The 21,706-nt window shown below is 34.7% G+C and carries 24 protein-coding genes; 7 read left to right on the forward strand and 17 right to left on the reverse strand.

The genetic code is table 11. The features are described 5' to 3' along the window. Positions 1-3 precede the first annotated feature (3 nt). Together ILS93_RS04800 and ILS93_RS04805 are read right to left on the reverse strand one after the other, a co-directional pair. On the reverse strand, positions 4-1,395 hold the full coding sequence (locus ILS93_RS04800; RefSeq protein WP_064475941.1) for an amino acid permease: 1,392 nt from the start codon (positions 1,393-1,395) through the stop codon (positions 4-6). A 682-nt stretch (positions 1,396-2,077) separates the two neighbouring features. After that, positions 2,078-3,277, reverse strand: a complete 1,200-nt coding sequence (locus tag ILS93_RS04805; protein WP_064475942.1) for a multidrug effflux MFS transporter — start codon at positions 3,275-3,277, stop codon at positions 2,078-2,080. Positions 3,278-3,641: 364 nt separating this feature from the next. Between ILS93_RS04805 and ILS93_RS04810 the strand changes: the two genes are divergently transcribed. After that, positions 3,642-4,193: a DUF5823 family protein gene (locus ILS93_RS04810; RefSeq protein ID WP_064475943.1), complete on the forward strand. Its 552-nt coding sequence runs from the start codon at positions 3,642-3,644 to the stop codon at positions 4,191-4,193. A gap of 105 nt (positions 4,194-4,298) precedes the next feature. Beyond that, on the forward strand, positions 4,299-4,727 hold the full coding sequence (locus ILS93_RS04815; RefSeq protein ID WP_098101897.1) for a cytidine deaminase: 429 nt from the start codon (positions 4,299-4,301) through the stop codon (positions 4,725-4,727). A gap of 110 nt (positions 4,728-4,837) precedes the next feature. On the opposite strand, the gene bshB2 is transcribed toward ILS93_RS04815, so the two are convergent. Together bshB2 and ILS93_RS04825 are read right to left on the reverse strand one after the other, a co-directional pair. Continuing rightward, positions 4,838-5,500: a bacillithiol biosynthesis deacetylase BshB2 gene (gene bshB2 / locus ILS93_RS04820; protein ID WP_000439468.1), complete on the reverse strand. Its 663-nt coding sequence runs from the start codon at positions 5,498-5,500 to the stop codon at positions 4,838-4,840. A gap of 15 nt (positions 5,501-5,515) precedes the next feature. Continuing rightward, positions 5,516-5,866 carry a YojF family protein gene (locus ILS93_RS04825; protein WP_000407039.1) on the reverse strand — a complete coding sequence of 117 codons (351 nt, stop codon included), beginning with the start codon at positions 5,864-5,866 and terminating at the stop codon, positions 5,516-5,518. Between the two features lie 262 nt (positions 5,867-6,128). On the opposite strand from ILS93_RS04825, the gene ILS93_RS04830 reads away from it, so the two are divergent. Further along, positions 6,129-7,454: an ArsB/NhaD family transporter gene (locus ILS93_RS04830; RefSeq protein ID WP_222660060.1), complete on the forward strand. Its 1,326-nt coding sequence runs from the start codon at positions 6,129-6,131 to the stop codon at positions 7,452-7,454. A gap of 109 nt (positions 7,455-7,563) precedes the next feature. Here the strand turns inward: ILS93_RS04830 and ILS93_RS04835 are convergent, their stop codons facing one another. The 5 genes from ILS93_RS04835 to ILS93_RS04855 all read right to left on the reverse strand — a co-directional run bounded on the left by ILS93_RS04835 (position 7,564) and on the right by ILS93_RS04855 (position 11,638). After that, positions 7,564-7,791: a coiled-coil domain-containing protein gene (locus ILS93_RS04835; RefSeq protein ID WP_001047302.1), complete on the reverse strand. Its 228-nt coding sequence runs from the start codon at positions 7,789-7,791 to the stop codon at positions 7,564-7,566. 98 nt (positions 7,792-7,889) lie between these two features. Then, complete coding sequence (locus ILS93_RS04840; RefSeq protein ID WP_064475946.1) at positions 7,890-8,441, reverse strand: GNAT family N-acetyltransferase; 552 nt, start codon at positions 8,439-8,441, stop codon at positions 7,890-7,892. 215 nt (positions 8,442-8,656) lie between these two features. Next, a complete protein-coding gene (locus ILS93_RS04845; RefSeq protein WP_098101896.1) occupies positions 8,657-9,565 on the reverse strand; it encodes an iron-hydroxamate ABC transporter substrate-binding protein in 909 nt (302 codons plus the stop codon). Between the two features lie 21 nt (positions 9,566-9,586). Next, the gene (locus tag ILS93_RS04850) at positions 9,587-10,603 is read right to left on the reverse strand and encodes a FecCD family ABC transporter permease (protein WP_088107058.1); all 1,017 of its coding nucleotides are present in this window, start codon (positions 10,601-10,603) and stop codon (positions 9,587-9,589) included. After that, entirely contained in the window at positions 10,604-11,638 is a 1,035-nt protein-coding gene (locus ILS93_RS04855; RefSeq protein ID WP_098101894.1) for a FecCD family ABC transporter permease, read from the reverse strand. Between the two features lie 275 nt (positions 11,639-11,913). On the opposite strand from ILS93_RS04855, the gene ILS93_RS04860 reads away from it, so the two are divergent. Further along, positions 11,914-12,678, forward strand: a complete 765-nt coding sequence (locus ILS93_RS04860) for a DUF817 domain-containing protein (RefSeq protein WP_098101893.1) — start codon at positions 11,914-11,916, stop codon at positions 12,676-12,678. A gap of 123 nt (positions 12,679-12,801) precedes the next feature. On the opposite strand, the gene ILS93_RS04865 is transcribed toward ILS93_RS04860, so the two are convergent. Both ILS93_RS04865 and ILS93_RS04870 read right to left on the reverse strand, forming a co-directional pair. Beyond that, positions 12,802-13,836 (reverse strand): DUF4003 domain-containing protein, encoded by a 1,035-nt coding sequence (locus ILS93_RS04865; protein ID WP_098101891.1) that lies wholly within the window; start codon positions 13,834-13,836, stop codon positions 12,802-12,804. 279 nt (positions 13,837-14,115) lie between these two features. Continuing rightward, positions 14,116-14,592 carry a DinB family protein gene (locus ILS93_RS04870; protein WP_141669124.1) on the reverse strand — a complete coding sequence of 159 codons (477 nt, stop codon included), beginning with the start codon at positions 14,590-14,592 and terminating at the stop codon, positions 14,116-14,118. A gap of 184 nt (positions 14,593-14,776) precedes the next feature. On the opposite strand from ILS93_RS04870, the gene ILS93_RS04875 reads away from it, so the two are divergent. Both ILS93_RS04875 and ILS93_RS04880 read left to right on the forward strand, forming a co-directional pair. Continuing rightward, the gene (locus ILS93_RS04875; protein ID WP_064475951.1) at positions 14,777-15,265 is read left to right on the forward strand and encodes a DinB family protein; all 489 of its coding nucleotides are present in this window, start codon (positions 14,777-14,779) and stop codon (positions 15,263-15,265) included. A 204-nt stretch (positions 15,266-15,469) separates the two neighbouring features. Continuing rightward, positions 15,470-16,006, forward strand: coding sequence for a GNAT family N-acetyltransferase (locus ILS93_RS04880; RefSeq protein ID WP_064475952.1), 537 nt, complete (start codon positions 15,470-15,472; stop codon positions 16,004-16,006). 108 nt (positions 16,007-16,114) lie between these two features. On the opposite strand, the gene ILS93_RS04885 is transcribed toward ILS93_RS04880, so the two are convergent. The 3 genes from ILS93_RS04885 to ILS93_RS04895 all read right to left on the reverse strand — a co-directional run bounded on the left by ILS93_RS04885 (position 16,115) and on the right by ILS93_RS04895 (position 18,317). Further along, on the reverse strand, positions 16,115-16,591 hold the full coding sequence (locus tag ILS93_RS04885; RefSeq protein WP_060631718.1) for a DUF2690 domain-containing protein: 477 nt from the start codon (positions 16,589-16,591) through the stop codon (positions 16,115-16,117). A 17-nt stretch (positions 16,592-16,608) separates the two neighbouring features. Beyond that, positions 16,609-17,121 (reverse strand): DUF2690 domain-containing protein, encoded by a 513-nt coding sequence (locus ILS93_RS04890; RefSeq protein ID WP_000473756.1) that lies wholly within the window; start codon positions 17,119-17,121, stop codon positions 16,609-16,611. 302 nt (positions 17,122-17,423) lie between these two features. Continuing rightward, entirely contained in the window at positions 17,424-18,317 is an 894-nt protein-coding gene (locus tag ILS93_RS04895) for a LysR family transcriptional regulator (protein WP_064475953.1), read from the reverse strand. Positions 18,318-18,440: 123 nt separating this feature from the next. On the opposite strand from ILS93_RS04895, the gene ILS93_RS04900 reads away from it, so the two are divergent. Then, positions 18,441-19,406: a quinone oxidoreductase family protein gene (locus ILS93_RS04900; protein WP_078183030.1), complete on the forward strand. Its 966-nt coding sequence runs from the start codon at positions 18,441-18,443 to the stop codon at positions 19,404-19,406. A 112-nt stretch (positions 19,407-19,518) separates the two neighbouring features. Here the strand turns inward: ILS93_RS04900 and ILS93_RS28650 are convergent, their stop codons facing one another. The 3 genes from ILS93_RS28650 to ILS93_RS04910 all read right to left on the reverse strand — a co-directional run bounded on the left by ILS93_RS28650 (position 19,519) and on the right by ILS93_RS04910 (position 21,592). Beyond that, a complete protein-coding gene (locus ILS93_RS28650) occupies positions 19,519-19,776 on the reverse strand; it encodes a hypothetical protein (RefSeq protein WP_098103398.1) in 258 nt (85 codons plus the stop codon). A gap of 163 nt (positions 19,777-19,939) precedes the next feature. Further along, positions 19,940-20,632 (reverse strand): hypothetical protein, encoded by a 693-nt coding sequence (locus ILS93_RS04905; RefSeq protein WP_078183028.1) that lies wholly within the window; start codon positions 20,630-20,632, stop codon positions 19,940-19,942. Between the two features lie 249 nt (positions 20,633-20,881). After that, on the reverse strand, positions 20,882-21,592 hold the full coding sequence (locus tag ILS93_RS04910; RefSeq protein WP_064475955.1) for a histidine phosphatase family protein: 711 nt from the start codon (positions 21,590-21,592) through the stop codon (positions 20,882-20,884). Positions 21,593-21,706 lie beyond the last annotated feature (114 nt).

The following is a 21,706-nucleotide window of genomic DNA, read 5'->3' on the forward strand; positions in this document are numbered from 1 at the left end:
TCTTTATTTACTTGAAATCTCTTGATCATTTTGAACGTCTAACGGAGGTCGTTTCCCTATTCCGAAAGCATAGAAACTAATTGTTACGATAGCTAAGAAAACAATACCTACAACTAGTGAAATGCGTGTATCATCGTTAAACCACATTCCGATTAATACCATAATTAAAAAGGCAATTGTCAAATAGTTTGTAACAGGAGCAAATGGCATTTTGAACGGATGATCTTTCATCTCTGCCCCTTTTGCTTTTCTAAAGTTAATTTGACTAATTAAAATGACGAACCATGGTACCATACCAGGAAGTACACTCGCACTATATACATACACGAATAAATTTTTCGGTGCAATATAACTTAATACAACACCAACTGCTAAACCGATAATTACGCCAACTGTACCGAATAAAGGTACGCCATTTCCAGAAAGTTTCGTGAAATATTTCGGCGCTTGTCCATTTACACCTAACGTATAAAGCATACGACCCGCACTATAAATACCACTATTACAACCAGACATTGCCGCTGTAATAACAACGAAGTTAATCAGTCCAGCTGCTGCCGTAATACCAACCTTCGCAAAAGTTGCTACGAACGGACTACCAATTGTACTTAATTGATCCCATGGATACACAGTTACAATAACGAAAATAGCACCGATATAGAATATTAAAATACGCCAAATTGTACTTTGAATCGCTCTTGTAAGTGTCTTCTTCGGATCCTTCGCTTCACCAGCAGTAATACCAATTAATTCTACACCTTGGTATGCGCCAACTACAAGTGATAATGCAAAGAAGAATCCTGAAAAACCACCTGTAAAGAAACCGCCATTTGACCAAAGATTAGATATGCCAATCGCTTCTCCGCCGTTACCAATTCCAAAGAAAATAAGTCCAAATCCCGCAATAATCATTAATAGAATCGTAACGATTTTAATCATCGCAAACCAAAATTCAAATTCACCAAATGACTTAACAGAAATTAAGTTAGCTGCGCCAAGAATAACCATTGCGATTACGCCTGGTATCCAAGCTGGTAATTCCGGGAACCAATATTTCATATATGCTCCAACCGCAATAATTTCTGACATCCCAACGATAACCCACTGGAACCAGTTACTCCACGCTGTCATATAGCCAGCTAGCGGATGAATATACTTATGACCGAACGTCGCAAATGAACCTGTACTCGGCTCCATATACAACATTTCACCCATCGCACGCATAATGAAGAAGATAAAAATACCTGCAATTGCATACGCAAGCATTACTGACGGACCTGTCCATTTAATCGTGCTGGCTGACCCCATAAACAAGCCAACACCAATCGTTCCGCCTAAAGCGATCATTTGAATATGACGTGCTTCTAAACCTCTTTTCAATTCTTTGTTTGCCACTTCACTTCCCCCTCTTAGATGATTCATAGCCGCATTTTAAAACAAGATACTTTCCCCTAATTCCTTTCGGCCCTGAAAATGATGAAGCAAACGTCATTTCAGACTAACTTTAAAGCTATCCTAAAATCGTTTTTTGCCTCTTACAAAATTCTCAAAACCTTTCATCTTCCAATATTCTATAAATCTTAAAATTACTTACCTTATATTAATTCATTTGTCTGAAAAGTTCAATTATTTTTTCGGTAAATCATTATACATAGTCTGATTAATTTTCAACTAAATTAACAATAAAATACATCTATTCAATATGATTCCGGTATGAATATTATTACAGTATAAATAACCGAGGAAGATAGGGTCTCCTCGGTTTCATACCGCATATACTTCACTAATTATAGTTTGCACTATAATTACTTACACATGCAATTAACACATCACGCAAAAATTTAATATATTAGTAGAACTACATAGTAACTAGCTTCTCTATCCCATCTCCTACTTTAAGAAATACATCACTACACTTAAAACAATCAACAATACACCGGAAAGCGGAAAACTTTTCTCTTCAGCTTTTATCTTCCCCTCAACAATACCTTTAATTTTTGTTCGTATATCCACTAATCATCTTCATAAAATATAAAAGAGTCTCATTAAAAAATGAGACTCTTTTACCATTTCATATTTAAATCATTTTTGAAGTTTGTTTACCTAAAATAAACACTTTAGTAAACAACATCATGATAACTACTATAACCAGAAAATAAAGTGGCATCACCAGTAACGAGCCCGTATGCAGCTGGCTCATTCCCCAAATTGTCATTGTTACAATTACATAGTATCCTAAGCTAAACAATGCTCCGGCTGTACCAATGACATCTTGAAAATCTACTAATGCTAAACTTAAACAGTTAGGTAACGCTATCCCAATTCCTAATAGCAATATAAACATCGCTACTAAAAATCCAATCATATATATTATGTTTGGATTTGATCCCAGTGAAGTAATAACAGATAAAAGGATAGCTCCCCCAGTCATTACAAGACAACCGATATATATAATCTTCTCTGGTTTATATGTGGCAAGCAATCGTTTTGAAACTTTCGCTCCAATAATAGAAGCAGAAGCAACAACAATTCCTAGAAGTCCATACATACTAGGCGATAACTGAAAGTATTCAATAAAGATAAACGGCGCTTCTGCATAATAGCTAAATAAAACACCATTCGCTCCTCCAATTAATAACCCGTATGTTACTACTTTCGGATTTGTAATCAATCGTTTTAAAACAGAAAACACATTGATTTTATTCGTTATTGCGTTCGTCTTTGTTTCGGGAAGAGAAACAAACGTATACAGCAAAATTCCAATGCTCATAACTACTAAACTCAAAAATACGATTTTAAATCCAAACATTTGATCAAGAAAGCCACCAATTAATGGTCCTATCGCTGGAGTAAAAGCAATGACTGCCGAGATTTGAGCAAACATAACATGCCTCTTATGCCCTTCTACACTTTCACGAAGAATCGTTTGTGTAACAACAGAGCCAGCACTTGCTCCAAACGCTTGAATAAAACGACTTAGCAATAAAACTTCAATGGAATTTGCAATAAAGCATAAGAAACTACCTACACCATATATTACAATTCCAAATAACATTGCCGGGCGACGGCCAATTATATCCGATAACCATCCAATAAAAAATACACCTAAAGCAAATCCAGCGAAATACACACTAAGAGTTAACTGTACCTCATTATTACTTACATGTAGCGCCTTTGAAATGTCAGGTAAAGACGGTGTGTAAATCGTTTCACTAATTTGCGGAAATGCCACAAGAATAATCATTAACAAAATTGATGGTACTGAGACTTTTTTCATTTTTCATACCCTCCTATAACTTTGAAAATCTCAGAAATAAAAAGACTTTCCTAAGCTACGGAACAGGAGGGGCCATTATAGAAATTCGATCATAAAACAACAAAAAAAACACCTCAATTACGTATGTTAATACTTATAGGAGGGTAATATTAACATTAATTTTTAAATATACTTTTTCAATTATATTACATATTGCGGTTCTTTTTCTAGTGTTGAGTCTTGGAGGTTTTGTAAAAAAGACAACTTGATACCACTACCTTTTTATGGAATAATTATAAATAGTTTGAATTTACAGATCTGTTTATGAAACGATAAACTAGCATATTTTAATGTCGCAAAGCTTACAAACAGGAGGCCTTTCGTAATGATTGAAATTTTAAGGACAGTAATAAATTTCCTGATTGCTCTATTCTCAGGAGAATTACCAATTGTATATTATGTGTGGATTATTACCCTATTCCTAATTCAAATAAGCCAATCTACTCTGAATTATAAACTCTTTAATAAGAAAGATAATTTCAGCACTTATACATCGGAAGGATTACTTGCTTTTATTATTTTATTATTTGGAGGTATGTTAGTATCTAAGTTACTTGCTTACATAATAGACGATCCTACTATTAGTATGACAAATGTAACACATTATTTTATTTCTCTTATTATATTAACTATATTTGTCGTCATAAGCTGTCTTAAAGATTTTATAGAAACATCTATCAAAAATAAAAATTTGTCTCTTTTTAGCTTTTTAGTAGTTTCCTTAATAACAAGTATACTTTCATTCAAATTTTTATCACTTTTAATCGAAGGTTCTTTTTCTCTTTCTAAATCTTTTATAAACACTTTAATCATTCTTGTAACTATATCAATTCCTCTATTAATTGCCTTAGAGGAAAAGTATGCAGATGAAAAATAATTCTTGAATTTATAGTTTGAAATTGAGTGTCTATTCTTTTTTAACGGTATTACTATAAAAATAACAGTCATTGAATCGAAAATTAAGCAGAAATGAGGACTACAATTGAGCATTGAACAACAATTATATGAAGCAGTGAAAAATTTAATTGAACAAAGGTATCCGCATAATTGGGGCGGAGCTGCAGCAATCCGTGTAGAAGATGGATCCATTTATACAAGTGTGGCCCCTGACGTAATAAACGCTTCAACAGAACTTTGTATGGAAACAGGTGCAATTTTAGAAGCTCATAAATTTCATAAGAAAGTTACACATTCTATTTGTCTTGCAAGGGAAAATGAGCATTCTGAATTAAAAGTATTATCACCTTGTGGTGTATGCCAAGAACGTTTATTTTATTGGGGACCAGAAGTACTATGCACCATTACAAATTCTAAACAAGATATTATTTTCAAACCGTTAAAAGAGTTGCAGCCATACCATTGGAGCGAAGCATATCATGATGAATTTACAAAAGAATGGAGTACACGATAAAGTGAAGGTTACTCTCAAATAGCGGAGAATAAAGATTATTCACTAAAAAAGCACCGTCACAAATGACGGTGCTTTTTCTATGTAAGAGCTACTAGAAGTTTCCTTCTAGCCTACTCCCATTTATAAGTCCAAAATTGTTCAAGTTGCAGCCATTTTAACGTTGCTGCATCTTTATTTTTGATTTTTGCATGTGTTTCTTCTAACATCGCTTCTGTTTGTGAACGATGCGCACCTAGTGCAGCTAATTTATGCTCGAATACTTCACTAATATTATTTACAACATCCGGCTCACCTAATACAGCTTCGCGATTTCTCGTAATCGCAACTGCATGAATGACTGGACGTTCTTCTTTTTGCATACGTGATACAGCACGAACGACTGCGCGGCCAAATGCATCATGATCTGGATGTACGCCGTGCTCTGGATAAAATGTAATAATTCGAGATGGATTTACTTCTTGAATGATTGCTTCAATTTTATCTGCAACGAAATCAACATCTTCAAATTCTAACGTTTTATCATGAAAACCAAGCATTCTTAAATCTTGAATTCCCATCGCTTCACATGCATCTTTTAATTCTTTTTCACGGATATTTGGAATCGTTTCACGGTTAGCGAATACATTTTTCCCCATGTTACGTCCCATTTGTCCTAAAGTACCACATGCATACGTTACAGGTACTCCTTGATCTGTTAATAAGCGAATTGTTCCTCCCGCCGCAAATGCTTCATCATCTGGATGCGGAAATACAACAAGTACATGTCTCTCCATAAGTTTCCCTCCTTCTTACTTAAATGGTGTTAAGCTTAACTCAAGTGCAACTGCTAAGCGGCCTTGGTTATCATGCCCTGCTAGTAATAAACGCTCTTTATCGTCTACTTCCCAGTGCGTAATACCTTCTGCATATACCCAGCCATGATCCATTTTCAAACCAACTCGGTATGGATTCGTTCCAGTAATCTTCCCGCGCTCAAAGCGAATAATTGCATTTCGAATGAATGCTCCAACTGTCATCATCTTTTCGTTAAAGTGTGACGCATACGCTCCGTTCGTTGTTTCTAAATGAATATATACATCTTTATTTACAAAACGTTCAATTTCATTTTGAATAAGAGAACTATCTTTTACTATTTCCATCGGAATTCACCTCTTTAAACCATTTTACGCAAAAATAATGTAAATTGCTATCTCTATATTAGAGGACAACGCTCACTTTTCCTAATAATTTGCACTGTGTTTTTTATATTTTTTATATGATATGTAAAAATCATATTTTTTCCTTCACTTTGTTAAATAGTTTTCTTTCTTTTTTGAATTTGCTACAATATATTTTATCCCGTATTAATATAGCGAGATACATTTCGACAATTGAATACATACTTTAAAGAAGGTGACATGATTGGAACAATCAGCACATGAAGTAGCAAATTGGCAATATTATTTTGCAATTGCCGTATTTTTAATCACGTACGGATTTATTATTTCTGAGAAATTGAATCGTGCTGTAATCGCACTATTCGGCGCTGCTATTATGATTATTTTTGGAGTTGTAGATTTACATACCGCTTTCACATCACATATTCAATGGGAAACAATCACCCTTTTAATTGGGATGATGATTCTCGTACATATTACGAGTCAATCAGGCGTATTTGAATTTGTGGCTATTAAAGCAGCTAAGGCAGCTGGTGGAAAACCAATCCGCATTTTATTATTACTATCTTTATTAACCGCAGTTGGTTCTGCATTTTTGGACAACGTAACAACCGTCTTATTAATCGTACCTGTTACACTATCCATTACACGTATTTTAAAAGTAAACCCTGTTCCTTATTTGATTTCAGAAGTGCTATTTTCAAATATAGGCGGAACAGCAACATTAATCGGTGACCCACCGAACATTATGATTGGGTCAGCAAATAAGCATTTAGACTTTAATGCCTTTTTACTAAACTTAGCTCCAATCGTAATTATTATTTCTATTGTTACACTTGGCATTATTTACTTTATGTATCGTAACAAACTAAAAACAACACCTGAGCAAAATAAAATATTAATGGCATTGAACGAAAAAGATTATATTAAAGATCAAAGCCTCCTTTTAAAATCCATTTCAATTTTAGGACTAACTATTTTAGGCTTTGTACTTCATTCGATTATTCATGTAGACGCTGCGGTTATCGCGATGACAGGCGCTACAATTCTTATGCTAATTGGCGTAAAAGAACATGATATTGAAGATGTATTTGCCCACGTTGAATGGGTAACCATTTTCTTCTTCGCTGGATTATTCGTTCTCGTTGGCGGGTTAATTGATATCGGGCTCATTTCTTCACTCGCAAAAGAAGTGCTCGACGTAACGAACGGTGATATCGGTTTCGCTGCGATACTTATCTTATGGGTATCAGGCATTGCATCTGCAACAATTGACAATATCCCATTTGTCGCAACGATGATACCACTTATTCAAGATTTAGCTACAGGACTCGGATTATCTGTCGACTCTCCGCAAATTGAAGTACTATGGTGGGCGTTATCACTTGGGGCTTGCTTAGGAGGAAACGGAACATTAATCGGAGCATCCGCAAACGTAGTCGTTGCTGGTATTGCAAAACGTGAAGGACATGCTTTCTCGTATATGGACTTCTTAAAAATTGGTTTACCGTTAACTATTATTGCATTATTACTATCACATGTTTATATATATTTACGTTATTTAATGTAATAGTTGTAGTGGGTGAAATTATATCGATGATTCTACAGAGAATATCGACTTACCGACAAATAACGAAAATGAAAAAGGTATGCAGCTAAATTGCATACCTTTTTTTCGTTCACCAAAATATACCGATAATTGCTAATCCACCTAAAATCATACCGCCAATTTGTCCAACGATTGCTGGCGATAATTGAACACCTTTTCTCACTTCAACAACCGGTCTTTCGTGCCTTAGTTGCTGCACTTCACTTTGAAGTTGATGTACACTTCCGTGTAATTCTTTAATTAGTTCCTTCAATTCAGCGACCTCTTCATTTACTGGTTTTGCTTTTTCTAAATTCATTTTGCATAACTCCTTATAAAATCAATCAGTGCACTGTAAAATTTCGCCAATTACTGGTATATCTCCTGCATACTACATATATAATATGGAATATATTTTTAATCTTGCAGCTCTATCCATTCCTCCCGCAATATCCCCATAATGATACGATCAAAACATTTCCCATCTCTTTGCACCGCTTCTCTCATACAGCCTTCCATCTGAAAACCCATCTTTTTATATAACTTAATAGCAGCTTTGTTATAAGAAATAACATCAAGACCGACGCGGTGTAAATTCAATTCATAAAATGCATAATTTAATATAAGATTGATTGCTTCTCTTCCATACCCCTTCCCTCTATCATTTCCCTCTCCTATACCAATGGCTAATAAACCCATTCTGTTATTCCACTCTATGCCATGAATCGCCACAAAACCAATTAAGCGATCATCTTGAACTGTCCTTACCATGAAAGAAACACTATTCGATCTTCGTCCTTTTAATAGCCCATTACTTGCTATTTCTTGTATCGATTGCGGGAATGCTACATCTGTATCTACATTTCTTAAATACTCACTATCTTCTTGCCACATAGCCATTACTTCAGCATCCGCTTCTCTAATAGCTGATAATTTAATCGTTTTATTTTGAAAAAGATTCATTGTCATTTCAAACTCCCCCTTTATTAAATAACGGGGATACTTATTTCAGCCTATTTATCCCCTCGTTCTATAAACTGCTTTATACACGAGATACTTACAATAAGCGCTGACATTGGCACATCTCCTCTACATTAAATTACATTCATTGTATAATTTTTCATTTATTCTAACAATAAAAAAGACCCCCAAATTTAGAGGATCTTCCTAACAACGAATCGATATTATTTCGTAAACATTTTCTCCGCTTCATCCATTGCCATTTTGTTACCTAAAGCAGAATAGTCAAGCCATGGTTGGTCATTGATAATGTATACACGCTTGCCTTTAACAGCTTTTAAGTCTTTCCAAATTGGTGTTTCTTGAAGTTGCTTAAATGCAGCTTTTGCCTTATCATCTCCGTTTACAACAACGAAAATAGCATCTGCATCAAAGTCAGGTAATACTTCTTGTGAAATGACTTCGAAAGGACGGTTTCCATCAATTTTCTCTACACCGTTTGCAGGTTGCAATCCTAAGTCTTGGAATAAAATTGGCCCCATCGGTCTTTTCGTACTAAATACACGTAATTCTTTTGCAGTAACACGAATTGCCATTACTTTTTCGTTATTACCTAGCTCTTTATCTATTAAATTTTTTACTCGTTTTGATTGCTCTTCGTAATCTTGAATATATGTATCCGCTTCTTTCTCACGGTTTACAAGTTTACCAACTTGTTTTAAATGATCTCTCCACGTACCTTCATCTAAATTGAAAGTATGCGTTTTTGCAATTTTTTCGTATTTCGCTACATCTTTGCCAGCGTATTTTTCATCAACATAAATTTCAGATGGCTTTAATTGAAGTAATGCTTCCATATTTGGATCAGTTACAACACCAAGTTTCTTCGTATCTTTCAGTTGTTCTTTTGCATGCGGTAAGAAATCTTTTAAATCTCCACCAATTACAGAACCTACTGGTGTAATTCCTAATGCAAGTAAATCATTTGTTAAGTGAATAGACATTGAAGCAATTTTTGGGTCATTACTTTTTTCCGTTTTTTTCGTTGCCTCTTCATTAGCTTTCGTTTGACCACATGCTGCTAATACTAAAATACACATCATGCTAAATAAAATAGTAAGTTTCTTTTTCATATGTTCTCCTCTTTGAAGTATTTATTTTGTTTTTGTAAGTAAATAAAGAAAATACGGTGCTCCTAAAGCGGCCACTACTACACCAGCTGGAATAGAGTTTGGCTCAAATATAGAACGACCTATCGTATCTGCTAGCACTAAAATAATCATTCCGATAATACCAGCTAAAAGAAGAAAGTGTTGATATGTAGTACCTACTAACTTTCTGGCAATATGCGGAGCAACTAAACCGATAAAACCAATCCCTCCAGCCATCGATACACTCGCACAAGACAATCCAACCGCTGTAGCTAAAAGTAGTAACCGTTCTTTTTGAACAGAAACTCCAAGTCCTGCTGCCACACTATCACCTAGTGACAATGCATTTAACGTTTTAGATTTTAGCCATGCATATGGAGTTAGTATGAAAATCCAAGGTAATAATGCAAGGACATGAATCCAATCCCTTCCCCACACATTACCAACTAACCATCTAGAAGCGAATGTATACGTTTCATCATTTAACTTAAGAGAGAAAAATAACGAAATCGCACTAAATCCAGCTGAAACTGCAATACCAACAAGAATAAGTCGAATAGGAAGTAAACCTTTTGACCGATCACTCGCAAGTATAATAATTAAAAATGCAGCTAGCACTCCCCCGCCAAATGTAAATAACGGTATTAAAATCGATGCATTCTCATTAATAGAATGAAAGAAAGTAACAAATATAATTAGCCCGAAAGATGCACCTGAATGTAATCCGAGGATACCAGGATCGGCCAGCGCATTGCGAGATAACCCTTGCAAAATCGCACCAGAAATCCCAAGACCAATACCTGCTAACATTGTGATTATAATTCTTGGCATACGATAATCGTATAGCACTGTTGCGCTCTCAAAATCACCATAACCGAAAAGCGTTTGAATTACTTTGAGCGGCGCTATGCTCAATGTCCCTGTATTTAAACTAATTAAAATTACAGCGATACTAATACAACCGAAAATTGTAGTTACAGTAATAGCTCTCTTTTTATCCGTGTTTAAAATCTTCTTCACTTACAACTCCCTCCCAACTTTACGTGCTATATAGAGGAAGAACGGAACTCCAACAAGAGCTACCATAATTCCTATCGCAAGTTCTTTAGGAGGATTTACTGTTCTTGCTCCTAAGTCAGCTAAAACTAATAACATAGCTCCTAATAATGCTGACATAGGAATAATGAGTCGATAATTCACACCAACTAATTTTCTAGCAATATGCGGGATAACTAGTCCTACAAACCCAATAGAGCCAACAGCTGAAACAGATACACCAGCAAGAATGACTACTATAATCATCCCTAGTATTCTCGTTCGGTTCGTTTTTACTCCTAAATTCGTAGCAACATCATCCCCCATTGATATGAGTGAAATAGATCGCCCTAACACTGTCGCAAAAACAATCGTTATGAGAATAATAGGAACTAAAAATTTCAAGTGTTCCCACTTAACTCCTGCAACACCACCAGCGTACCAAAACGCTAAATCTTGGCTTAAATCATAATAAATTGCAACACCTGAACTTAACGAATGTAAAAGTGCGGCCATAACTGCTCCAGCAATCGTTAACCTCATCGGTGTTAACCCACCTGAAGTAGCCGATCCGATAATAAAAATGAGTACTGTACTTAAGACTGCTCCAATAAAGGAAACAATCATCAAATAGGAATACGGCATATGCGGGAAAAAGGCAAAACTAAGTGCTACTACAAACATCGCACCTGCATTTATTCCGAGTACACCCGCATCCGCTAAAGGATTTCGTGTTACCCCTTGCATTACAGCCCCAGCGACTGCAAAAGCAGCTCCTACAACCGCTGCGCCAATTACCCTTGGGAGCCTTAATTCATAAATAATTTGGTGCTGCGTTAATTTCGGATTATAATCAAAAACCGCTGCCCATACTGTTTGCAAATGAATATCCTTTGCACCAAATGCAACGGCCAAAAATATAGACCCAATTAAACATAAAATTGTTAAGCTCATGAAACATATGAACTTAATATGTATCCAGCGATTATTGCTAGCATATACAGCAGGCTTATGTAACATGTTTCATTTCATCCTTTATATTCAGTTGTTTTTTATAATTATTTTTTATTTATAATTATCATTGATAATAATTATCATTTTCATTTAGATATTATATCCTCACTTTTTTTAAATAGCAAACTATTTTTTCACTTTGTTAAATATTAAAATACTTATTACAATTCCTTTCTAAAACTTACAAATACATGAAAAATAGACTACTGGCTTATTTTTAAAATTGTAGTATACTTAGTCATTATTTCGAGTTTTCTAACAAAAATATCGAAGGTGACACAATGTTCTATATAAAACAACTATTACACTTCACTTACGAGCAAGCATTATCTTGCTTATTCCCAGTCGTTATTTTCTTAACACTAGCCCTTTCAAAAATAGTTTCTATCCCAGGGTTATACCGCTACGATTTCATACTCATCGTATGTCTTCTTATGCAGTGGATTATGTACAAGACTGGGCTTGAGACGAAAGACGAATTAAAAGTAATTACTGTCTTCCACCTCATCGGCCTTCTACTAGAAATATATAAAGTACATTTCGGTTCATGGAGTTATCCGGAAGAGGCATATTCAAAAGTTTTTGGAGTTCCACTTTACAGCGGTTTTATGTACGCAAGTGTTGCAAGTTACATATGCCAAGCGTGGAGAAGATTGCATTTACAAATGCATCATTGGCCGAAAGCTATTTTTGCCGTGCCGTTAGGAGCAATGATTTACTTTAATTTTTTTACACATCATTTTTCAAATGACTTTAGATGGGTGTTAACTGTTCTTTTATTCATCGTTTTCTTTCGAACATTTGTAGAATTTTCATTACGAGGTGTTACATATAAAATGCCACTCGTTCTCTCCTTTTTCCTTATTGGTTTCTTTATTTGGATTGCAGAGAACATCGCAACTTTTTTCGGAGCATGGCAATATCCAAATCAACGGGAAGCGTGGAATCTCGTTCACTTAAGCAAAATTAGCTCATGGTTTTTACTCGTTGTTATTAGCATTATGATTGTTACACAACTCAAACGTTTGAAGGAGTCCAAAAAATAACGCTGATTATGTAAAAACAGGTAGCCCATCACTCATTAGAGAGTGATGGGCTTTTTTAATAATATTTTTTAAACCGTCCTTATCAAAGGAGTTATAAATTACAAGAGCATACGCAATTGCACATTATGAACTAGTACTAGCAGAAGATGTTGCAGCAGATGAAGCAGCAATCGTTGCCATCATAGCTGCCTGTTGTGCTTGTATGAGGACTTCTATCATAGTTTGTAAACCTGTGTTGGTAGCTTTACTTTCCTCACCTTTCTGACTTACGAACAGTTGAATAGCAATAAGAATATTCGCATCTGTATGCCAACGGAATAATTTCTCTCCCTGCAATTTTTCAATCAACGCTTTAATAGCATGAACCTCTTTTTCTCCATCCTCAAGTAACGCTAGTAGCCCGATAGCTGGGTAATGCATCTGTTTCACTTTAACTTTTTCTTGTTTTAACAACTTCCATATGTTTGTACATGTTGCAACTAACATTTCTTCACGGACATCCTTCTTTAGTGAGAGGATATGACTTAAAAACTGAAGATCATTCCCTTTACGCAAACCAGCTCTCGCTAGTTTCTGATACAGACGTTCTACTCGGTCCATAAGTGTTTCTACATTCTCTGATTGTCCTGCTAGTAAAACTGCGAGCGGATAATCATTTGTACCTGTAAGAAAAAGATGATCCTCTTTCATGCGTTTATATACTTGCATCGAACGCTGAATGTGCGTGCCATGCTGTTCATTTTCTTCTGTTAAAAGCACAGCAGCTGCGAGATAAGTAAATATACTTCGGCTAAAACCACCAGCAACCAATTGTTCATATAAATCTAAAAACTTCCGAAAAGCTTTCTTGTAATCTGTAAAGTGAATATCTAATGTTGCGGCCACAACAAAGCGATGATAAGACTTTAAGTATGAAAACATCCCTACCTGATTCTTAATATAACTACTAATTTCTAAAAAACGTCCGAGATCAAACAATTTATCACTACCTGCATACATAGCAGCAATCATCATTCCTGTTCGAGAATCACTCGTTTTCCATTTTAGTTCTCCCTTTATCTGTGCATATGTATGTGTGTATTGCTCCAACTTTTGTTCTAATGTAATCATAGTATTCACCCCTATTTCTAGTTCTTCTCTATTATACTTATATTTCATACAGATTTTGCAACCTTATTTTTGTATTATCTTCAATATTTTTCTATTATGTAAAACAAAAAATAATAACTATTCCTACTTCATCAGTATCACGATGATAATCGTTCATAATCCTTCAAAAAGTTCAACAACAAAAAAAGATAGATAATAAATTATCTATCTTTTTTTGTCTTTATATTATTTAACATTACACCTGTATTGTGAAAAATAAGATTGTAACTACTTACACCTCAATTTTCACAAAACATCTGTGATTTCGTTTTTCATATGCAATTAAAACTAAAGAGCCTTAATAATACGTTCCATCGCCTTCATTTGCCCAATATGATCAGCTTCATGATATAGCATCATACCGTATAGCTCTCCTACTGTTTCCAATCCTAGGAATGGCTCTGGCAGTTTATTTTCAAATGCTTCTGCTGGAATTTCGTTAATACGTTTAGCTTGTTCTTTTAATTGAGCCGTTAACACTTCTAACGATGGTCCTTCTGTTTTCCATTTAGACGGTCTTGATCCATACCCAAACATACCTGGATATTCAGTTGGTAATTGTTTAAATTCTTTTCCAAACATGAAAACTTCTGCTGCCGTTAACACGTGACCAATATGCCAACGAATTGTATTGTTAAAACCCTCTGGCTGTGTATCTACAGTTTTATCATCTAACGTTTCCATAAATTTAAGCAGTTCCCCGCGCGTTATTTCAAATTGTTTTAAGCCAACTAGTCTATTCATTTTATCGTTCCCCTTCTTCATGTACCATTTATTATGAACTAAGAATGTTCAACTTATTAAAGTTTCACCTTGTTTAATCTATCAGAAACGATTAAGAAATACATCTAATATGCCTAGTAAAAATAATAAAAAGGTTCACCTCTCGTACATATAGAATTACTTACTACACAAATAGTTTAGTAAATAAAAGAGGAGTGTTAATTTCATGTTACATATTTTAAAACAACAATATAATCTTATTAGCTCTACAAGAGAAACTCTATTTACATTTTTGGAAGAAATTCCACTAGAAAAATTACATAGCACTGTTCCTAATTTCGGGAGCGGTAGTATTATAAAGACGCATATTCATGTAGCCGATTGCTATCGATACTGGCTTGGATCATTTGCATTCAAGCAAAAACGAGCAGATTTTTCATTCGCTAGTGATTATGAAATTGAGCATGCAGATGTGGAGAAAGTCCGTGCTAGATTTAAGTTAGTAGATGAGACTGTACAAAACTTTTTAGATGAATACAATGACCGTTGGCTCGAAAATATAGCAAATGAAGTGAAATGGCAAAAAGAACCTTGGAGTACAACACCGATATGGCTTTTAACTCATACAGAGACACATGAGTTTCATCATAAAGGACAAATTGTATCTATGGCTCGTCACCTTGGGTACACTCCTCCTGATACAGACCTTAGTTAATTCGATTATAAAAAAACTTGTTGATACATTTTGTTGTGTATAAAACTTTTATCATTTGTTTTAGGTATACCATATCATTATAAAATTCATGTAACATCAAAGTAAGACACATACTTTTCAAACAATACACAAAATAAAACTCTTCTTCCATGTAGAGCAAAAATATTTATATACTCTATCACCAAACTTAAGGAGAAATTTATAATGAGATTAGAGAGTGAAAGAATTTATTTAAGACCTCTTTGCGAACTAGATGCCCCAATTATATTAGAAAGTACGATGGATACAGAGATACGTTATATGACTGGAACCAAACCTACTTTTTCATTGGAACAAATAAAGACACATATAGCTCATATAAATAATGATTCGAGTCGCTATGATTTCGCTATTTGTTTACAAAGCAATGACGAAATGATTGGAGAGTTGTCGATTTTAGATATCGATGAGGAGAACAAAAGAGCAGGATTCAGAATATCAATGCTTTCAATAGCACTAACAGGACAAGGATATGGAACTGAAGCTATTACAATTGTTTTAAAATTTGTTTTTGAACAACTATATTTAAATCGGTTACAGTTAGAAGTATTTAGCCATAATTTACGCGGAATTAGAGCTTATGAAAAGATTGGGTTTGTAAAAGAAGGAACCTTACGTCAATCTTTATTTTATAACGATACATTCTCAGATGAAATTATTATGGCGATACTTAAAAGTGATTATAAAGAGATGTCATTGTAAATAACTGTTCTTAAACTATTAACAACTTGAAAGAACCTTACCACACTAAAATGCAATAAGGCTCTTTCATTTTTATATCAAATAACAACTCTTAACTCATGTATTATATTAATACCAAATTGTCTCCGCATAATTATATGCATCACTATTCGGAATGGCATGTTTCCCTTGTGCTTGTGCCTTTCTTGGATCTAAATCATATACCATTGGCGTATAACATGATGTTTGCCCTTTATTCACAACACCATTTCCTCCAGCACTTCCGCAAGTATATGCCTTTCCATCGGTTTTTCTGACTATCCTTGCATCAGCTTCGTTATTATAAACCGCTGCACGAGTTACAGTAACCTTTGCCCACGCTGTTTTACACGTCGTGCTAAATTTTAATTCCACATATGAATTAGAATCAATCCACTTCTTTTCTTTCGTTACTGCTGATTGATCACAGCTATTGTAGTAAGGGCTTTTCCCATCATATGAATGGTCTTCTGCAAATGCTTTATCATTATTCGTCGTACTAAAAACACTAGTTATGACGAGCAATGCCAGACAAAGACATGCGCTTACCTTTTTAAAAAGCTTCATAGAATTCCACTCCTTTATTAATAACGTCCAGTTTTCCCGTAACCATTATTAATCGTCACCGCTTCGGCATCAGCCGTATAACCAAAATCAGCAGTTAAATCAAATACCATTCCTGTATACGTGCTCGTTTGACCTGTTTTTATTGCTCCATTACCACTATTAGAGTCTACTGATTTTTGAAATACACCGTTTTTATATTTATTAATAACAGCGTAAGCATATATCCCTCCAGAAACGGAAGGTGCTGGTTGATCTAAAACAAGCTTAGACCATGCTGCGTGACATTTATTACTGTAACGTAAATACACTGTCCCTACTTTTTTACTCCCCTCATACACCGCTGTAGACTTTGCATTAAATCCATCTGCATCACACGTTGTACTGCCTCCGTATACTTTCGTTGTAGCCGGATTTTTCCCGTCATAGTAACTACTTAAATCAGTAGCTGCAAATGTACTTCCTTGAAAACTAAATAATACACCTACACTCGCTACACTTAACACACATACTTTCATTAACTTTTTAAACATTGCAAATCTCCTCCCCAAAAATAAGTACGTATCATAAAAACAAGCTATACCGCTATGTAAGCCCTCCTTTCATGCTTCCTAGAGGCATCTTACAGAAACGGATAAACGTTGTAAATTTCCTTATGATTATTGGAATATACGAAGAATTTTACTTATCTGTCTAAGAAAAAAAGTTGAGAAATACACATTTTATAGCATTCTTTATTTAAAACATAAAAGAACCGATACTTGTTACATGCAAGCATCGGTTCTTTATACAAAATTGCCATTTTTTCTTTTATATAAAATAAATATTTCTCCACTTAATCTGTTGTAAAAAACTCCCTCGTCACATCAATAAATTGCTGCAGTGGCGCTGTCATCCATTTATCTTTATGCCAAGCAATTTGTGTATAAATCGGTGAAATTGCATTTTCTAAATGTAACTCTTTTATCGTTCCCTCTCGTATATCTTTTTCTACTACTATCGCGGGTAAAACTGCTATACCTAAATCTGCAATAACACATTGTTTAATTGCCTCGACACTAACGAACTCAATTTTATTTGCTGGATACACATCTTCTGTACGAAATAGCTCTTCAAATAAAGTTCTATACGAGCAACCGAGTTCTGTTAACAAAAGTGTTTCCTTCTCTAAATCTTTTGTAGAAACGGAAGTTTGCTCGAGTAAATAATGCCCTGAAGCAGCTACTACTTTTAATTCTTCTTTCATAAGCGGCTCCACATGTAAAGCATCTTCTGTTTTACATTCGTCCAAAATAAAGGCAAGATCGACTTTTCCCTCCATCAATTGTTCCCTCGCATCTTTATTGGAATGTGCTGGTTTAAATATAAGCTTTATTTGAGGAAATTGTGCTTTAAACCTCTTTAATATAGAAGGAAGTCTATATGTACATTGGCTTTCTTGCGCACCGATTATTAACGTACCTGCTATTTCCTCATCATCTTTCACAGCCATTTTTGCTTCGTTACTGAGTGCAATCATCTTGTCGGCATATAGTTGAAACTTTCTGCCTGCTTCAGTTAAAAAAAGACGTTTTCCTAATCTTTCAAATAACGGCGTACCTAACTCTGCTTCTAACGTTTTAATTTGCGCCGTTACACTCGATTGAGCAAAGTTTAATTTCTTCGCAGTTTGCGTAAAATTCAAAGTGTCCGCTGCTACTTTAAATGTAATTAATTGTTTTATCTCCATTTATCGTCCCTCTTTTCAATCGATATTCCCGATTGATTTCATCGAAATAATCCTCTTTGTCTATTGATATTTGTATTGTATGATAAAGAGCATCGACAAACAATAAAAATGGAGGGATTCCATATGAAAGCACTTTGTTTCGAACAGTTCGGAAATCCGGATGTACTACAATATAAAGAAATACATGATCCAATCATAAATCCAAATGAAATTCTTGTCCGCACGAAAGCAATCGGTTTAAATTTCGCTGATATTTATAGACGCCGCGGTGATTATCATCTCGCTGGCAACCCACCATATGTATTAGGTTATGAAGGAGCTGGCGTTGTTGAAAAAGTAGGAGCTGACGTTACGAATATTAATCCTGGAGACCGTATTGCATTTGCTGATGTCCCATTTGCAAATGCAGACCTAGTTGCTGTTCCATCGGAGAAAGCAATTAAGCTTCCAGATTCTATCTCTTTTGAAACAGCCGCTTCTGTCTTATTGCAAGGTCTAACAGCACATTACTTAACGAAAGATAGCTATGAAATAAAACAAGGTGATATAGCTTTAGTACATGCCGCAGCTGGTGGTGTTGGGCAACTTCTTATTCAAATAATTAAACTACTAGGCGGAAAAGTAATCGGCCTAACTTCATCAAAAGAAAAAGCACAGATAGCTACGTTAGCTGGTGCTGATCACGTATTTTTATATACTGAAGCATGGCCTGCGAAAGTACTTGAAACAACAAACGGTGATGGAGTAAATGTTGTATATGAATCAGTAGGTTCTACATTAGAGGAAAGTTTTAGCGCAACTAAAACTGGTGGTACTGTCGTATTTTACGGAATGGCTGGTGGTAATCCTGCGCCCGTTGATCCGCGTATGCTTATGGATACTTCGAAAACTTTAACTGGCGGAGACCTTTGGAACGTGCTTACATCTTATGAAGAGAGAAAAGAACGCTCCTCTCAATTATTCGAATGGATTGCGACCGAAAAAGTAAAAATCACAAGTCCTACTACATTCTCTTTACGAGACGGTGCCCGTGCTCATGAATTATTAGAGAGCCGAAAAAGTACAGGGAAGATTTTATTAATTCCATAATCGTACTAATAAAAAAAGGAAGCTAGAATATATTTCTTCACTTCCTTTTTTAACGTTATTTATGTTCGATTTCGCTTCTTTTCAATTACCCAGTTATTTATATTTTTTCTGTCTATGCTTCTCTTTCTAGGCCCCTCATTTTTAAGTTTATATAATAAACAAATCTAAATATTAAAGGAAAAAACAAACCTCCAAATATCAACGATCCAATAAATACAGTATCAATAAAAGAAAAAACCAAAAATAATAGCATTCCAAAAAAATAAAATACAACTGCACTCCAATAAATAAAACGTGGAAACTTAGTTTGGAACGAATCACCTTTTTCACACGGTTTTCCAAATAACAAATGAACGAATTCAATCAACATAATCACTTCTCCATATAATTGTTAATATTCTTTTCTTCTTAGAACTGAACATAAATCACATACTATGTATCATTTTCTTTTAATTTTCCGACACCAAAGTTATTAACTATGTCGAATACGGTAGCCTTTTACTCATACATTTCATAAATGCAATAATATATTTTTATTTCAATACAAATCGTCTATCCCCTTTATCATGTTGCAATTCAAACAATACTGGATTACTAACAAATCTTTTTAGCAAAACATACGCCTCATAATCAGATATTTCATTAGGAATATTAATTCCACTAAATGATGTTGAGGTAATTAGTGTATGAAAATCATATTTAAATTCATAATCACCAATATACGCTAGTGCCAATTTCCCTTTCCATTCAATTTGATATGTCTGCCCTTCTAATCTAGTAAACTTAATATTATGAAAGGCTGACGCATCATGTCCAAGTAAATAAACGTCAAATGCAGTTAACTCTAAATCTAAGTCCTGCTGCTCATCTTCCGATAAACAATCAATTGCAAATCTCTTCCCATTTAGCGTATCCAAATTAAAAGGCGCCTCATCACTGCCTACACGAAACCCTTTAAAATCCCATTCTTCTGATGACAAAGTGCATCTATGGAAGTTGTTCCATACAATCTTAGCCTGCCAATCATCTTCTTCCTCATTCTCTTCATCTTCTTCATCCAAATCTTCCTCATCATAATCCGCGGTCTCTAAATGCAAATCAAAATACAAACCAGCCATACCATTTAACTCTTCTTCCTCAGCATATTTAAAATGTGCACTCCACTTAAAATTAACAATTCGATGACCATTAGGCCACGGGTTGTCCACAAAATATATTCGATCCATATTCACACATTCCTTACTTTGTTTTATTTCTCGTATACTTATTTTAGATTCCGAGATGAGATGAAATATAAAGCTAGACTAATGTCCCTCCAATACACTACAAACTAATTTGTTGTTCCTACTCCCTAATTATACCATTACAATAATTTTCACAGTTCTTTTTTAACAGAATATTACGATTATAGCTAATAAATGATATATTTAAAAATAAAAAGGAAGCTAGATTTCTCTACCTTCCTTTTCTTATTTTTATATTTCCACACTTTCTTTCCCTTTTGCAACGTAACTCATATCTCCAACAGACTCGACTGTGTATGTTCCGTCTTTATATACAACCTGGGTCACACTAGCATTTTCTACTCCAAGTTTTGTTTTGCTACTGTCTAACATTTCGATTAAGGTAGTAATCAAGAGCCCATGAACGACAACTAAAACATTACCGCCACCATTTGCAGCAGCTTCTTCACTAATTTTATCAATCTCTTCTTTTATACGAGTAGAAAATAATTCCCAATCTTCCGCCTGTTTCGTAGGGTCTGCTGCTCTAATAAGATTAATCACTTCTTGAATAGAAAACTTCATAAGTTCTTCTGGTGATGCAACGCCTGCAGCTTTTCCAACCACATCCCACATATTTTCAAGTTTTTCACCTTCAAAAATACCAAAATTTAATTCTCGTAATTTTTTTCTTTTCTCAAGTTTTAACTTTGATTGCTCACTATATTTTAATACTAAATTAGCAGTTTCAATCGCTCGGCCGCTATCACTACTATACGCATTCGTAAAATGAACATCTTTTAATCCTGTTCCTAAATTAGAGGCAACTTCAACACCTTTTTCTACTAACGGGGAGTCTGCCCAACCTTGCGCGCGATGATTCGTATTTAATATTGTTTTTCCGTGTCTTGTAACATATAACGTAACTACATTCTCATTGCTATCTGTTTCTCGATTCTTCATTCTATTCTCTCCCTTTACATTTCTATATCAATTTTACCACCTTAATTATTCATTGAGCAAAATATACGTAAGTGAATTTGCTAAATAAAAAAAGCTATCTTTCTGTATATCTCT

The sequence above is a fragment of the Bacillus sp. 16GRE42 genome (assembly GCF_019837435.1).
Taxonomy (GTDB): domain Bacteria; phylum Bacillota; class Bacilli; order Bacillales; family Bacillaceae_G; genus Bacillus_A; species Bacillus_A wiedmannii.